This window comes from Pseudonocardia zijingensis (genome assembly GCF_042657305.1).
In the GTDB taxonomy this organism is placed as follows: domain Bacteria; phylum Actinomycetota; class Actinomycetes; order Mycobacteriales; family Pseudonocardiaceae; genus Pseudonocardia; species Pseudonocardia zijingensis.
The window spans coordinates 47,892-61,799 of sequence record NZ_JBHSKO010000032.1 but is presented as its reverse complement, the minus strand read 5'-3'; the positions used below and the strand labels follow the sequence as shown (position 1 = coordinate 61,799).

The 13,908-nt window shown below is 71.9% G+C and carries 11 protein-coding genes; 4 read left to right on the top strand and 7 right to left on the bottom strand.

The annotated features are described in order from the left end of the window. Positions 1–95 precede the first annotated feature (95 nt). On the top strand, positions 96–680 hold the full coding sequence (locus ACFPL3_RS37490; RefSeq protein ID WP_343938994.1) for a Dps family protein: 585 nt from the start codon (positions 96–98) through the stop codon (positions 678–680). Between the two features lie 34 nt (positions 681–714). Here ACFPL3_RS37490 and ACFPL3_RS37485 read toward each other — a convergent pair whose 3' ends face one another. Genes ACFPL3_RS37485 through ACFPL3_RS37460 form a run of 6 tightly spaced genes read right to left on the bottom strand, consistent with a single transcriptional unit; the run spans position 715 to position 7,220 of the window. Continuing rightward, a complete protein-coding gene (locus tag ACFPL3_RS37485; protein WP_343938992.1) occupies positions 715–1,899 on the bottom strand; it encodes a cation:proton antiporter in 1,185 nt (394 codons plus the stop codon). Positions 1,900–1,944: 45 nt separating this feature from the next. Further along, on the bottom strand, positions 1,945–2,691 hold the full coding sequence (locus ACFPL3_RS37480; RefSeq protein ID WP_343938990.1) for a hypothetical protein: 747 nt from the start codon (positions 2,689–2,691) through the stop codon (positions 1,945–1,947). Positions 2,692–2,708: 17 nt separating this feature from the next. Further along, entirely contained in the window at positions 2,709–3,452 is a 744-nt protein-coding gene (locus ACFPL3_RS37475) for an SRPBCC family protein (protein ID WP_343938988.1), read from the bottom strand. Positions 3,453–3,457: 5 nt separating this feature from the next. Next, entirely contained in the window at positions 3,458–4,327 is an 870-nt protein-coding gene (locus tag ACFPL3_RS37470; protein ID WP_343938986.1) for an FAD binding domain-containing protein, read from the bottom strand. Beyond that, positions 4,324–6,702: a xanthine dehydrogenase family protein molybdopterin-binding subunit gene (locus tag ACFPL3_RS37465; protein ID WP_343938984.1), complete on the bottom strand. Its 2,379-nt coding sequence runs from the start codon at positions 6,700–6,702 to the stop codon at positions 4,324–4,326. Before ACFPL3_RS37465 ends, ACFPL3_RS37470 begins: the two co-directional genes overlap by 4 nt. Then, positions 6,699–7,220 carry a (2Fe-2S)-binding protein gene (locus tag ACFPL3_RS37460; protein ID WP_343938982.1) on the bottom strand — a complete coding sequence of 174 codons (522 nt, stop codon included), beginning with the start codon at positions 7,218–7,220 and terminating at the stop codon, positions 6,699–6,701. Before ACFPL3_RS37460 ends, ACFPL3_RS37465 begins: the two co-directional genes overlap by 4 nt. A 197-nt stretch (positions 7,221–7,417) precedes the next feature. Between ACFPL3_RS37460 and ACFPL3_RS37455 the strand changes: the two genes are divergently transcribed. Genes ACFPL3_RS37455 through cydD form a run of 3 tightly spaced genes read left to right on the top strand, consistent with a single transcriptional unit; the run spans position 7,418 to position 13,470 of the window. After that, entirely contained in the window at positions 7,418–8,812 is a 1,395-nt protein-coding gene (locus ACFPL3_RS37455; RefSeq protein ID WP_343938980.1) for a cytochrome ubiquinol oxidase subunit I, read from the top strand. Between the two features lie 13 nt (positions 8,813–8,825). Beyond that, positions 8,826–9,857: a cytochrome d ubiquinol oxidase subunit II gene (cydB, locus tag ACFPL3_RS37450; protein WP_343938978.1), complete on the top strand. Its 1,032-nt coding sequence runs from the start codon at positions 8,826–8,828 to the stop codon at positions 9,855–9,857. Continuing rightward, on the top strand, positions 9,844–13,470 hold the full coding sequence (gene cydD / locus ACFPL3_RS37445; protein WP_379590566.1) for a thiol reductant ABC exporter subunit CydD: 3,627 nt from the start codon (positions 9,844–9,846) through the stop codon (positions 13,468–13,470). The genes cydB and cydD overlap by 14 nt, the downstream gene beginning before the upstream one ends. Here cydD and ACFPL3_RS37440 read toward each other — a convergent pair. Beyond that, complete coding sequence (locus tag ACFPL3_RS37440) at positions 13,406–13,861, bottom strand: GreA/GreB family elongation factor (RefSeq protein ID WP_343938972.1); 456 nt, start codon at positions 13,859–13,861, stop codon at positions 13,406–13,408. The genes cydD and ACFPL3_RS37440 overlap by 65 nt on opposite strands. Positions 13,862–13,908: the final 47 nt, after the last annotated feature.

Genomic DNA, 13,908 nt, shown 5'->3' with positions numbered 1-13,908 from the left:
TCTCCGAGGGGGCGGCACGCGGGGCCCCGGTGACGCCGGCGGCGGACCGACAGGCATTGCCCGACCGATCGCGAACCGGAACGAGAGGACGTTCGATGAATACCGAGACGCAGCACAAGGTCCACCGGGACAGCCAGCCCGTGCTGCACCAGCGCGGCGAGGAGATCCAGCCCTTCGGCACGCTGCGGCTGCTCCCGATCGCGCTGGACGATGGTGTCCGGGCGGAGAGCACGCGGTTGTTGAACCGCGTCCTGGCCGACAGCGTGATCCTCTTCAGCCTCTACAAGAAGTACCACTGGCTGATGCGTGGGCACACCTTCTACCAGCTGCACCTGCTCCTCGACAAACACGCGGACGAGCAGCTGGCCCTGGTCGACCAGCTCGCCGAGCGTGTGCAGACCCTCGGTGGCGTCGCGGTCGGGGATCCACGCCACGTGGCCGAGCTGACCGCGGTACCGCGCCCGCCCGACGGCGCCGAGGACGTACCGGTGATGTTGTCGCGCCTGCTCGACGCCCACGAGATCGTCATCACCGCGATTCGGGACGCGGCCCGGCGAGCCGCCGACAACGGCGACGACGGCACGAACGACCTGCTGGTGAGCGACGCGCTCCGACGCAACGAGCTCCAGGTCTGGTTCCTCGCAGAACATCTCGTCGACACGTCGACGGTGCGCGCCTGACCCGTCGACGGCCCCTCGACGGCCCACTGGTGTCTCATCCCGGCCGGCCGGGCCGCCGTCCCGCGCGCATCGACGAGCCCGCAGAACCGACGCCGTCGACGAGTCGCGTGATGATCGGGCCGGCCACGCCGAGGATCACCAGGTAGGCGGCGACGAGGGCGCGTAGCCGGGGATCGGCGGCGGTGCCGACCAAGCCGATCACGACCACCGTGAACTCTCCGCGCGCGATCAACGCGGTGCCCGCCCGGAGCCGGCCGTGCCGGTCCACCCCGTCCCTGCCGGCCGCGAAGGCGCCGGCGAGGACCTTCGTGATCGCCGTGACGACCGCGAGGGCCACCGCGCCGGGCAGGACCGGTGGGAGGGCGGCAGGATCGATCGTGAGGCCGATCGCGAGGAAGAATGCAGCGGCGAAGACATCGCGCACCGGGGCGAGCACCTCGCGGACGCGGCCGGTGATCTCGCCGGTCAGGCTCAGCCCCACCAGGAACGCCCCCACCCCTGCGGAGATGTTGATCAGCTCGGCGATGGCGGCCACGAGCAGGGTGATCCCGAGGATGCGCAGGAGGAGCTGCTCGGGCTCCGGGTGGGAGAGCAGGCCGCCGATGTGGTGTCCCCACCGCCGCGATGCGAGCAGTGCACTGAGCAACGCTCCCAGCGCGACGAGCACGCCGAGCACGGCCTGCCACCACGTGCCATCTGCGACCACGACCGCCAGCACGGGCAGGTAGATCGCCAACGCGAAGTCCTCGAGCACGAGCACCGCGAGGACGGCGGGGGTTTCCGGGTTCCGCATCCGGCCCAGGTCGCCGAGCAGCCGGGCGACGATGCCGGACGACGACACCCACGTCGCCCCGGCGAGGGCGAGGACACCGACCGCATCGAGACCGAGAAGCAGGCCGGCGACGGCGCCGGGTGCGGCGTTGAGGACCGTGTCGACCACGACGGACGGCAGGTGGCGGCGGAGGCTTTCGGCGAACTCGTCGCTCGAGAACTCCAGACCGAGCATGAAGAGGAGCAGGACCAGGCCGATGTGAGCACTCGCCTCGATGTAGGGACCCGAGGCCGGAACGAGCAGCAGTCCTCCCTCGCCGAGGGCGAGTCCCACCACGAGGTACAGCGGCACGGGTGGCAGGGACAGCCTGCGCGCGACAGTGCCGAGAACGCTCAGCACGATCAGCAGGACGCCCAGCTCGAAGAGGAGTTCAACCGAGGAGGACACGCGGATTCAGCTCTCACGTCGGCGCGGCGACGGTGTGCTCACCGGCTACTCCCATCTGCCCGCGAGCAGCGGGCCGAGGGGGTGTTCGCCGGGCTCCACGCCCAGGTGGGACAACAGGTCGGCCGGCTCCGGTGGCTCCCGCCCCGGCGGGAGTTCGATCCCCAGCTCGCTCCGCGGGTCGTCGGACGCTGCGATGAGCACCAACTCGGTGCCGGGGTGGTCGAGGAACTCAGGCGGGTCGAGCGGAGCGAACCGCCGGGTACCGAAGAGCTTCTGCAGCTCCTCCGGATACCGAGCGCGGCGCCCTGGTGGAAGGCCGGCCGCGGGCGGCGCGTCCCCCTCGGGGTTCCGCACGGTGACGATCATGCTCATCTCCTTGTGGATCCCCAGCCCGTGCTGTACCGGCCCGGGCGCTTCGGGGAGTTCGAGGACGTGCACGAGATGGGTGTGGCCGTCGTGCTCGACGATTGCGTACCCGGCCTCCCCGGCCGGCCGTGCCGGCGGTGCCACCCGCACACCCCGGGTTCGGGTCTCGTAGGTCTCGGAGTCGAGCTCGTCCGCCACCGCCTCGGGTCGGGACGTGACGAGGTCGACGAAGCCCCATGTCCGCTCGTGCGCGCCCACGTCCGGCAGGCGTTTGCGGCCCACGGTCACACGCCGGAAGATCGCCCGCCCCGCGGGCTCGAGCACCATGTACAGGCGGGCGACATCGTCCGGCCCGCGAACGCTGTCGACGTCGGCCCGGGGCCGGTACCAGAAAACCAGATCGCCGGTCTCGCGGATGCGTGCCATGTGGTACCGAGGTCCGCTCACGGCAAGCGGGAGCGGACGCCGGCGAGCCATGGTCGCCGTGTCCGTTCCTCGTAGGCCGGCAGGTGCACGTGCACGACGACCCGCGACCGGGCGCGGCGTGCCACCAGCCAACCGAGCACGGCAGCGAGACCGGCCAGCGCGGGGGTGAGTCGTCGGAGCACGGGCAGGCCGACCGTGCCGATCAGGTCGAGGGTGCCCGCTTCCGAGTCCATCGAGCGCCCATCGCCTTGTGCGCCGCCGACACTCACCCGCTGAGCGGCTGCCTGTTCCTCGGTAGCCGGCGTGGCGGTGGTGGGGGATGCCGTGATCCGGTCCGCGAGGCAGGTCGCGAATCGGTCGAGGAGGTTCGCGGCGACTTCGGCCAGCACCCCGCGCCCGAACTGGGCGGGCTTGCCGGTGATGTCGAGGTCGGTCGTCACCGTGACCCGTGTCGACGATTGTTGTTCGTGCAGCCGGCCGGTGATGGTTGCGCTCGCGGTCCCCGCGCCCCGGGTCTCCCGGCCGTTGCCCTCCAGCACGAACCGGCGGCCTGCCTCGTCCTTCTCGACGAACCGGGCGGTGCCGTAGTAGCTCACCATGATCGGTCCGAGCTTGACCTTGATCCTGCCCGTGAACTCGTCGCCCTCGACGCGCTCGATCGTGGCGCCGGGCATGCAAGGCGCGATGCGCTGCAAGTCGAGCAGCACCCGCCAGGCGTCCGGAGCCGGTACCGGCACGGTGAACTCGTGCTCCAACTGCATCCCACTCACCTCGTCCTCATTGCCGCGGCCAGCACGGCACGTCGGGTCAGCACCCGGGCCAGGTGCTCGCGGTAGTCGGCCCGGCCGTTGAGGTCCGACGGCGGTGCCGTCCCCTCGGCGGCGAGCGCAGCGGCAGACGCGACGGCGTCGTCCGTCGGTGCGCGCCCGGTCAGCGCGTCTTCGGTGGCAGTGGCACGCTCCGGCGTGCTGCCCATGTTGGTCAGCCCGATCCGCGCCTCGGCGATGACCCCGTTGCTGCGACGCACGAGCGCGGCGACTCCGACGATCGCCCACGACTGCGCGACCCTGGTGAACTTCTCGTAGCGGTAACCCCAGTCGGAACCGAGTTTCGGCAGCCGTACCGCGACCAGCACCTCTTCGGGCTCGAGCGCGGTCGTCATGTGGCCGAGGAAGAACTCCGACGCGGGCGCCGTGCGCAGCCGACCCGGGCCGGCCACCACCATCGTCGCGTCGAAGGCCCTCGCCACCGCGGGAAGATCGCCGGCCGGATCGGCGTGTGAGAGGGAACCCCCGAACGTGCCCCGGTGGCGCACCGCCGGGTCGGCCACCGTCGAGGTCGCCTCGGCGAGCAGCCCGCAGTGCGCACGCACCAGCTTCGAGGTCATCACCTCGTGGTGCGTGGTCATCGCGCCGATGACGAGCGTGTCGGCCTCCTCGCGGACGCCGTGGAAACCGGCGGCCCGACCGAGGTCGACGAGCACCGTCGGGTATCCCAGCCGCAGTCGCAGCACGGGGAGCAGACTCTGCCCGCCGGCAAGCACCTTCGCGTCGCCGTCACGACCGTGCTCGCCGAGCGCGGCCACCGCCTCCTCGACCGACCGGGGCCGGACGTAGTCGAACTGCGGGGGGATCACACGACACCGCCCCGGGGGGAGTGCTCGTGGATGGCTCGCCACACCCGCTCCGGTGTGCACGGCATCCGCACGTCGGTCACCCCGAACGGTCGCAGCGCGTCGACGACGGAGTTGACGACCGCCGGAACCGAGCCGATCGTGCCCGCCTCGCCTGCTCCTTTGACGCCCATCGGGTTCGTGGTCGCCGGTGTCTCGGTGCGATCAGTGGTGTACGGCGGGACGTCCGGCGGCCCCGGCACCATGTAGTCGACCAGTGAGCCCGTCACGAGGTTGCCCTCCGTGTCGTAGACGGCTTCCTCGTACAGCGCCTGGGCGAGGCCCTGGGTGATGCCCCCGTGCACCTGCCCGTCCACGATCAACGGGTTGACCACCCTGCCGACGTCGTCGACGGCGACGTACGACCGCACGCTCACCGCTCCGGTCTCGGTGTCGACCTCCGAGGCGCACAGGTGGGTGCCGTGCGGATAGGAGAACGTCTCCGGGTCGATCGTGACGTCGGCGTGGAGCACGGGTGTGACGCCCTCCGGCAGGTCGTGCGCGGTGAACGCGGCGAGGGCGACCTTCTGGATGGTGATCCCGGCGTCGGGCGCTCCGCGTACCGAGAACCTGCCGTCGGCGAACTCGACATCGCCGGGTTCGACCTCGAGCAGGTGCGCGGCGATCGGCTTCGCCTGAGCAACCACCGCTTCGGCCGCGGCGAGCACCGCGCGGCCTCCGATGACCATCGAGCGTGAGCCGTACGTGTCCAGCCCGTGGGGGGCCACCGAGGTGTCGCCGTGCAACACGTCGACGTCGTCGAGGGGAACGCCGACCGTGTCAGCGACGATCTGGCTGAACGTCGTGACGTGGCCCTGCCCGTGCGGTGACGTGCCGACGACGGCTTCGACCCGGCCGGTGGGGAGCAGCCGCACGCCCGCCGTCTCCCAGCCGCCGGCCACGTACCGGTGCTGACCGAACCACCGCGACGGTGCGAGGCCTGCCATCTCGGTGTAGGTCGAGACGCCGATCCCGAGCTGTACACGATCACCCCGGTCGCGGCGCAGCGCCTGTTCGCGGCGGAGTTCGTCGTAGCCGAAGAGCTCACGGGCGCGTGCCGTCGCCGCCTCGTAGCTGCCGCTGTCGTAGGTCAGTCCCGTGATCGTGGTGTACGGGAACTCTTCGTGCTCGATCCAGTTGCGTTCGCGGACCTCCAGGGGGTCCAGGTCCAGTTCGGCCGCCAGTTCGTCCATCATCCGCTCGATGGCGAAAGCCGGTTCGGGGCGCCCGGCCCCCCGGTAGGAGTCGGTCGGTGTCTTGGTGGTGAACACGCCCTGACACCGGATCTCGTGCGCTTCGAACTTGTAGATGCCCGGATACATGTAGCGTCCGAGCAGCGGCACGCCGGCGGTGAGTATCTGCAGATAGGCGCCCATGTCGGAGATCAGATCGACCTTGAGGCCCAGCGCACGTCCGTCGCGCATGGCGGCGACCTCGATGTCCTGGATCATGCCGCGGCCATGCGTGGTGGCCTGGTAGTCCTCACCGCGTGACGCGGTCCACTTCACCGGCCTGCCGATCCGGCGGGACACGACGAGGGCCAGCGCCTCCTCGGCGTAGACGTTGAGCTTCCCACCGAAGCCCCCGCCGACGTCCGGAGCGATGACCCGCAGCTTCTGCTCGGGGATCCGACAGACGGAGGACAACAGGACCCGCACGATGTGCGGAACCTGTGTCGCGGTCCAGAGGGTGGACTCCCCGACCGCCGTCGTCGTGTCGGCCAGCACCGCCCGTGGTTCCATCGCCGTCGGCAACACCCGTTGCTGGATGAACCGGCGGCTCAGCACCACCTCGGCGCGTGCCTTGACCGCTGAATAATCTCCAGCGGAGAACGACCAGGTGAAGCAGCGGTTGGTACCGCTGCCTGCATGGACCAGCGGCGCGTCCGGGGCCAGGGCGGCCTCGAGGTCCACCACGGGGGGTAACCGGTCGTAACGGACATCAACGGCGTCGAGGGCGTCGGCCGCCTGGTAGCGGTTCTCGGCGATGACCACGGCCACGGCGTCGCCGACATGGCGCACCTCGTCGGTCGCGAGCGCCGGATGGTCCGGGACGATGGTGTCGTCGGTGACCGGCCACGCCGTGGGCAACGGGCCGTACTCGTCGGCCAGATCGGCTCCCGAGAACGCTGCGACGACGCCCGGTTCCGCCAGTGCGGCGGAGACGTCGACGGGACCGATCCTGGCGTGCGCCACCGGGCTGCGCAGGATCGCCATGTACAGCAGGCCGGGAAGCCTGAGGTTGTCCGTCCAGCGGGTCTGGCCGGTGATCAGGCGGGCGTCTTCCTTGCGTCGCACCGGGCGACCGATGAACCCGGTGGTGCGGGGCGGAGCGGTCATGCCCGGACCACCGCGTGCTCGGGGGCGGGTTCAACCGGTGCCGGGCCCTGTGCCGTCGCGCGCAGGTCGGCCGACGCGGCGCGTACCGCCTTCACGATGTTGTGGTAGCCGGTGCAGCGACACAGGTTTCCCTCCATGCCCCGTCGCACCTCCCCGTCGGACGGGTCCGGGTTGTCCGACAGGAGGTCGATCGCCGCGATGATCATGCCCGGAGTGCAGAAGCCGCACTGCAGCCCGTGTTCTTCGTGGAACGCCTTCTGCACCGGATGCAGGTCGCCGTCGGCGAGGCCCTGCACGGTCGTCACCTCGCGTCCGTCGACCTGCACGGCGAGCACGGTGCAGCTCTTCGCGCTGTAACCGTCGATGAGCACGGTGCACGCACCGCAGTTGGAGGTGTCACACCCGATCGGCGTCCCGGTGCGGCCGAGCTGATCGCGCAGGTAGTGCACGAGTAGGAGCCGAGCCTCGACGTCATCGTCGTGGCGCGCGCCATCGACGGTTGTGATGATCCGGACCATGGCGCTCCTCGGCGGTGGCTGACGATCCCTCTCCGAGCGTCGACCGCACCCGCTCAACAGGCCTCGGCCTGGCGGCGCCAATGAGCGCGGCGCCTCTCATCCAGCCGATACGAGGCTCCCGTCCGGCACGTTCGTGAGACTCGGACGGGCACGCCGGGCAGAACGGACCTCGGCAGTGGTGGCCGGGGAGGTGGCCCGTGGACCAGCTCGATCTCGCGAGGTGGCAGTTCGGGATCACGACCGTCTACCACTTCTTCTTCGTCCCGCTGACCATCGGGATGGCGTGGGTGGTGGCGGGGTTCCAGACGGCGTGGGTGCGCACCCGCAACCCGGCCTACCTCGGTTCGACGCTGTTCTTCGGCCGCCTCTTCCTGATCATCTTCGCACTCGGGGTCGTCACGGGGATCGTGCAGGAGTTCCAGTTCGGGATGAACTGGAGCGAGTACTCGGTCTTCGTCGGCGACGTGTTCGGCGCCCCGTTGGCGTTCGAGGGCCTGCTCGCGTTCTTCCTGGAGTCGACGTTCATCGGCCTGTGGATCTTCGGACGCGACCGGCTGAGCCCCCGGCTGCACCTCGCCACGATCTACCTGGTGGCGATCGGTTCGCTGGTCTCGGCATCCTTCATCCTCGCGGCGAACGCCTGGATGCAGCACCCGGTGGGCTTCACGTTCGACCCGGTGGAGAGACGTGCCGAGCTCACGGACATCGGTGCCGTCCTCATGAACCCCACCGCGCTGGTCGCGGTGTACCACACGGTGTCCGCGGCCTTCCTCACCGCCGGAGCATTCGTGCTCGGCGTCAGCGCCTGGCAGCTGTGGCACCGGAGCCACGGCCCGGACGCGCCGGCCTTCCGCCGCGCGGCACGGGCGGGCATGTGGATCACACTCGTCGCCGGTGTGGCCGTACTGGCGTCCGGCCACACGCAGGGTGTGATCATGACGCAGCAGCAGCCGATGAAGATGGCGGCGGCGGAGGCGCTCTACCGGACCGAGCAGCCCGCGTCGTTCTCACTGCTCACCGTCGGCACGCTGGACGGCTCCCGGGAGATCTGGAGCATCAAGGTCCCCGGCCTGTTGTCGTTCCTCGCCACGGGCACGCCCGACGGGCGTGTCGAGGGCATCTACGACCTCCAGGACCGCTACGTCCAGCAGTTCGGTCCCGGGGACTACCGCCCGAACATTCCCCTGACCTACTGGTCCTACCGACTGATGATCGGGTGCGGACTGCTGGCCACGGCGATCGCGGCCGTCGGGCTGTGGCAGACGCGGAAGGGGCGCCGGCCCGCGAGCCCGTGGTTCCACCGTGCAGCGGTCGCCGCGATCGGGCTGCCGCTACTCGCGAATTCGTTCGGCTGGATCTTCACCGAGATGGGCAGGCAGCCCTGGGTGGTCTGGGGCCAGATGAGGACCGCCGACGGGGTCTCGCCGGGCGTTGCCGCGAGCACCGTGCTCACCTCGATGATCGTCTTCACGATCCTCTACGGGGTGCTGGCGGTCGTGGGGGTGTACCTGCTGCGGCGGCATGCCTCGGCCGGTCTACCGCGCGTGGGTGCGGACTCGGAGGGCGCCGACTCCGCCCGCCTCACCTACTGATCGGACAGCCACCATGGACCTCGCCGACCTCTGGTTCGTCGCCATCGCCGTTCTGTGGACCGGCTACTTCTTCCTGGAAGGCTTCGACTTCGGGGTCGGGATGCTGCTCCCCGTGCTCGGCCGCACCGACGAAGAGCGGGGCGCGCTGATCCAGACGATCGGCGGCGTCTGGGACGGGAACGAGGTGTGGCTGATCGTCGCCGCCGGTGCGACGTTCGCCGCGTTCCCGCTCTGGTACGCGACGATGTTCTCCAGCCTCTACCTGCTGCTGCTCGCCGTCCTGGTCGCGTTGATCGTGCGCGGTGTGGCGCTCGAGTTCCGCGGCAAGGGCGACTCACCCCGCTGGCGCGCGAACTGGGATCGGCTGCTCGTCGCCGGCAGCCTCGTCCCGGCCGTGCTCTGGGGAGCGGTGTTCGGCAACATCGCGCGCGGCCTGCCACTGGACGCCGAGCACGTCCTCCGCGGCGGCCTCGGCGACCTGCTCAACTGGTACGCCCTGGTGGGCGGCCTCGTGACGGTCACCCTGTTCCTCCTGCACGGTGCCCTGTTCCTCAGCCTGCGGACAACCGGTGAGTTGCAGGCCCGCGCGCGGCGCGCGGCGAGCCGGATCGGACCGCTGCCCGTGCTCGCGATCATCGGGTTCGTGGCCGCGATCCAGGCACAGCGCGGCACCGCGGCGACGGCGGTGACCGGGGGACTCGCCGTCGTCGCGCTCCTCGGCGCCTGGGCGATGACCCGCCGCTGGGCGGGCCTGGGTTTCGTACTCACCGGCACGGCGATCGTCGCGGCGACGGCCACGCTGTTCCTCGCGAGCTACCCGACGGTTCTGCCGTCGACCATCGACCCGGCCTACGACATCACCGTGCACAACGCCAGCTCCACCGACTACACGCTCGTGGTCATGACCTGGGCGGCGGCCATCTTCCTTCCGATCGTGCTGGCCTACCAGGCGTGGACCTACTGGATCTTCGCCAAGAGGATCGGTGCGGTGCAGTCCCCGGCGGCCGGCGGCACGGCATCGGAGGAGGCGGATGCCTCCCGCTGACGGGACGAGCCTGCGCCCGCTGGACCCGCGGCTGCTCGCCCACGGCCGCGCCGCGCGCACCTACGTCCTGTGGTGCGTCGCGCTGGGGCTCGGCATCGCCGGGCTGCTCGGTGCGCAGGCCGCGCTGCTCGCCGACACGATCACCAGCGCGTTCCTCGGCGGCGCCGACCTCAGCGGGTTGACGACCCAAGTGGCCCTGCTGGCGGCGGTGGTGGCCGGCCGTGCGTTGCTCGACGGCGTACAGGAGGTCGCCGGGCAGCGCGCCGGAGCGGCGGTCACATCGGAGCTGCGCGCCCGGCTGCTCGGACAGGCGATGCGCCTCGGCCCGGGATGGTTGTCGGACGAGCGGTCCGGGGAGCTGACCGCGCTGGCCACCCGGGGTCTCGACGCCCTCGACGGCTACTTCGGTCGCTTCCTCCCGCAGCTCGTGCTCGCGGTCGTGGTGCCGGTCGCGGTGCTGCTGGCACTGTTCGGCGTCGACGTGACGGCGGCGGTCACGATCGCGGTGACCCTGCCGCTGGTGCCCGTCTTCATGGTCCTGGTGGGCCTGGCGAGCCGCCGCAGCGCCGACCGGCAGTGGCGGGCGCTCGCCGTGCTCGCCGGTCACTTCCTCGACGTCGTCGCCGGGTTGCCCACGCTGAAGGTGTTCGGCCGGGCCAAGGCCCAGACCGCCACGATCCGCGCCGTCACCGACGCCCACGCGCGCGCGACCATGCGGACGTTGCGCGTGGCGTTCCTCTCGGCCCTGGTGCTCGAGCTCCTCTCGACCCTGTCCGTGGCGCTGGTCGCGGTGGGGATCGGGCTGCGTCTCGTCGCGGGGTCCGTCGAGTTGTACACCGCGCTCGTCGTACTGATCCTGGCGCCGGAGGTCTACCGACCGCTCCGGCAGGTGGGCGTGCACCACCACGCGTGCGCCGAGGGCCTCGCGGCGGCGCGGCGGATCTTCGAGGTGCTCGAGACCCCCGCACCGTCCGTTCACGCCCTCGACGGCGTGCCCGACCTGCGGCTGCACCCGATCCGGCTCGACACGGTGACGGTCACCCACCCGGGTGCCGACCGCCCCGCGCTCACCGACGTGTCGCTGGAGCTCGCCCCCGGGGAGACGGTCGCGCTCGTGGGCCCGTCCGGCCGCGGCAAGTCCACGCTGGCCGCGCTGCTCGTCGGCTTCGTCAGGCCGACCGGGGGCCGGGTGAGCGTGAGGGGTGTCGACCTCGGCGCGTTCGATGCCGACGCGTGGCGCGCGCAGGTGGCCTACCTGCCCCAGCGCCCACAGCTGTTCGCTGGAACCATCGCCGACAACGTCAGGCTCGCCGAACCCTGGGCACCCGACCGCGCCGTGTGGCAGGCGCTCCGCGCTGCCGGCGCGGACTTCGTCCACGCGCTTCCCGCCGGCATCGACACCCCGCTCGGTGAGCGCGGGTCCGGGCTCTCGGCCGGCCAGCGGCAGCGGGTGGCCCTGGCCCGGACCCTCCTGCCGGACGCGCAGCTGCTCGTCCTCGACGAGCCGACGAGTGGGCTGGACGTCGCGGGCGAGCAGGCGGTCGTCGACAGCCTCCGGGCCGTGGGTGCCGAACGGACGGTCCTGCTCGTCACACATCGCCCTGCGCTGCTCGCGCTGGCCGATCGCGTCGTCCGGCTGGACGCGGAGCCCGGGTCCGCAGGCGACGAGTGGGTGCCGGAACCGCGCCGGCAGCAGGGCGCGGGTGACGCGTACCTGCCGGCTCGCGCGACGGCCGAGCGATGCGGCGACGCGGGCGGGGCTTGCCGGGCGGTGCACACCTGCTCGCCGGAGCGGGACGACGGAGGTCGGCTCCGCGCCGTGCGGCGGGTCGCGGCGTTGTGCCGGCCCGCCGGCGGGCACCTGGCGCTCGCGGCCGGGTGCGGCGCGGTGGCGGTGGCCGCCGGCATCGGGCTGATGGCGACGTCGGCCTGGCTCATCTCGCGGGCCGCGCAGCACCCGCCGGTCCTGTACCTCCTGGTGGCGGTCGCGACGGTCCGCGCCCTCAGCCTCGTCCGCGCCGGCTCACGGTACCTCGAGCGCCTGGCCTCCCACCACGCCGCATTCCAGGTCCTGCGGGAGCTGCGGGTCGCGTTGTGGAGGCAGCTGGAGCGGGTCGCACCGGCCGGACTGCCGGCGTATCGCTCGGGGGATCTGCTGGCCCGCCTCGTCGCCGATGTCGACGCGCAGCAGGATCTGTTCCTCCGCGTGGCGCTCCCGTACTGCGCGGCAGCGGTCGCCGGCACGGGCGCTGTCGCGTTGCTGTGGTGGCTGCTCCCGGGCGCCGGTGTCGCGCTCGTCGTGGCGCTGCTGCTCACCGCCGTCACGGTGCCGCGGCTCGCGACGCGCGGCGGCCGGCGGGCCGAGCAACGTGCTGCGCAGCTGCGCGGGGAGTTGTCCGACGGGATCGTGGAGCTGTTGCGCGGGACGCCCGATCTCCTGGCCTGCCGTGCGGCGGGCCGTCGGCTGGAGAGGGTGACCGACACCGACCGGAGGCTCCGGCGCACCCTGGCCGCCACCGCGACGTCCAACGGGTTCGCCGCGGGCACGACCACACTCGTCGCCGGGGCCGCGATGTGGCTGGCGCTGGCGCAGGGCGTCCTCGCGGTTCGCGCCGGCTCCCTCGACGGGGTGGCCCTCGCCGTCGTCGCGCTCGTGCCGCTTGCGACGGCGGAGGTCGTGGCGGTGCTCGCCCAGGCTCCTCACGACCTCCGGCGAGTCGCTCGCTCCGCGGAGCGCGTGGTCGACGTTCTCGACCGCTCACCGCCCGTGGTCGAGCCGCCGATGCCCGCAACGCTGCCCAGCCCGCCCTACACGCTGCGCGTCGAACGCCTGCAGGCGCACTGGCCCGGTGCCAGAACCCCGGCTGTCGACGGGCTCGACCTGGAGCTGACGCCCGGCCGCCGGGTCGCGGTCGTCGGGCCGAGCGGCTCCGGGAAGAGCACCCTGGTCGCGGTGCTGCTGAGGTTCCTGGACCCGACCGCGGGCCGGGTCACGCTCAACGGCGTCGACGTCACGACGCTCACCGGGGACGCCGTGCGGCGCGTGGTCGGGCTGTGCGCCCAGGACGTGCACGTCTTCGACACCAGCATCGGCGAGAACGTGCTGCTCGCCCGACGCTCGGCAGGCCCGCACGCAGTGCGGGCCGCCATGGCGCGAGCCCGTCTGCTCGACTGGGTGGACGGCCTGTCCGAGGGCTGCGCGACGCGCGTCGGCGAGCACGGGTCCCGCGTCTCCGGCGGCGAGCGGCAGCGCATCGCGCTGGCCAGAGCGCTCCTCGCCGACCGGCCCGTGCTGCTGCTCGACGAGCCGACCGAGCACCTCGACCTCGCCGCCGCCGACGCACTCGCAGCCGAGCTCCTGACCGCCTCGGCCGGGCGCACCACGTTGATCGTCACGCACCGGCTGGCGACGCTCGGAGACGTGGACGAGATCATCGTGCTCGACGCGGGGCGGGTCGTGGAGCGCGGTACGCACCGAGCGCTTCTCGCCGCCCGCGGGCCGTACCGGCGCATGTGGGATCTGGAGTGCGACGCGGCTACGGACGCGGCTACACGGGCCGACGAACCCGTTCCACCCGGGCCCGCCACCGCCCGTCCGGCGCCGTCCACGTGATCTCGTCGCCCGGCTGCGCACCCAGCAGCGCGCGCCCGAGGGGGCTCTCGGGTGTTGCGACCGGGACGTCCTCGTCGGGAAACCGGGTGACCTGCAGGGTCTCGGAGGTGCCGTCCGGAAACCGGAGCGTGACCACGCTGTACAGGCCGGCTCGCTCCGACGTGTCCCCGTCGGGCCGTCCCGCCTCCCAGAGGTGGTGCACGAGGTCACGAACGCGGCGATCGATCCAGTCGATCTCGTCGCGGAGCTCGGTGGTCTCACCGAGCTCACCGAAGTCGTGCGGCCGGTGGTCGTCGGAGACGAGGCTCTCCTCGAGTTCGCGCCGACGGGCCCGCAACAGGTCCAGCTCCTCCAGCAGGGCGTGACGCTCATCGTGTGCGGCCGCGGTCATGGCCTCACCGTCCCACGCGCTCCACCCGCCTCGCCCGGCTCGTGGGC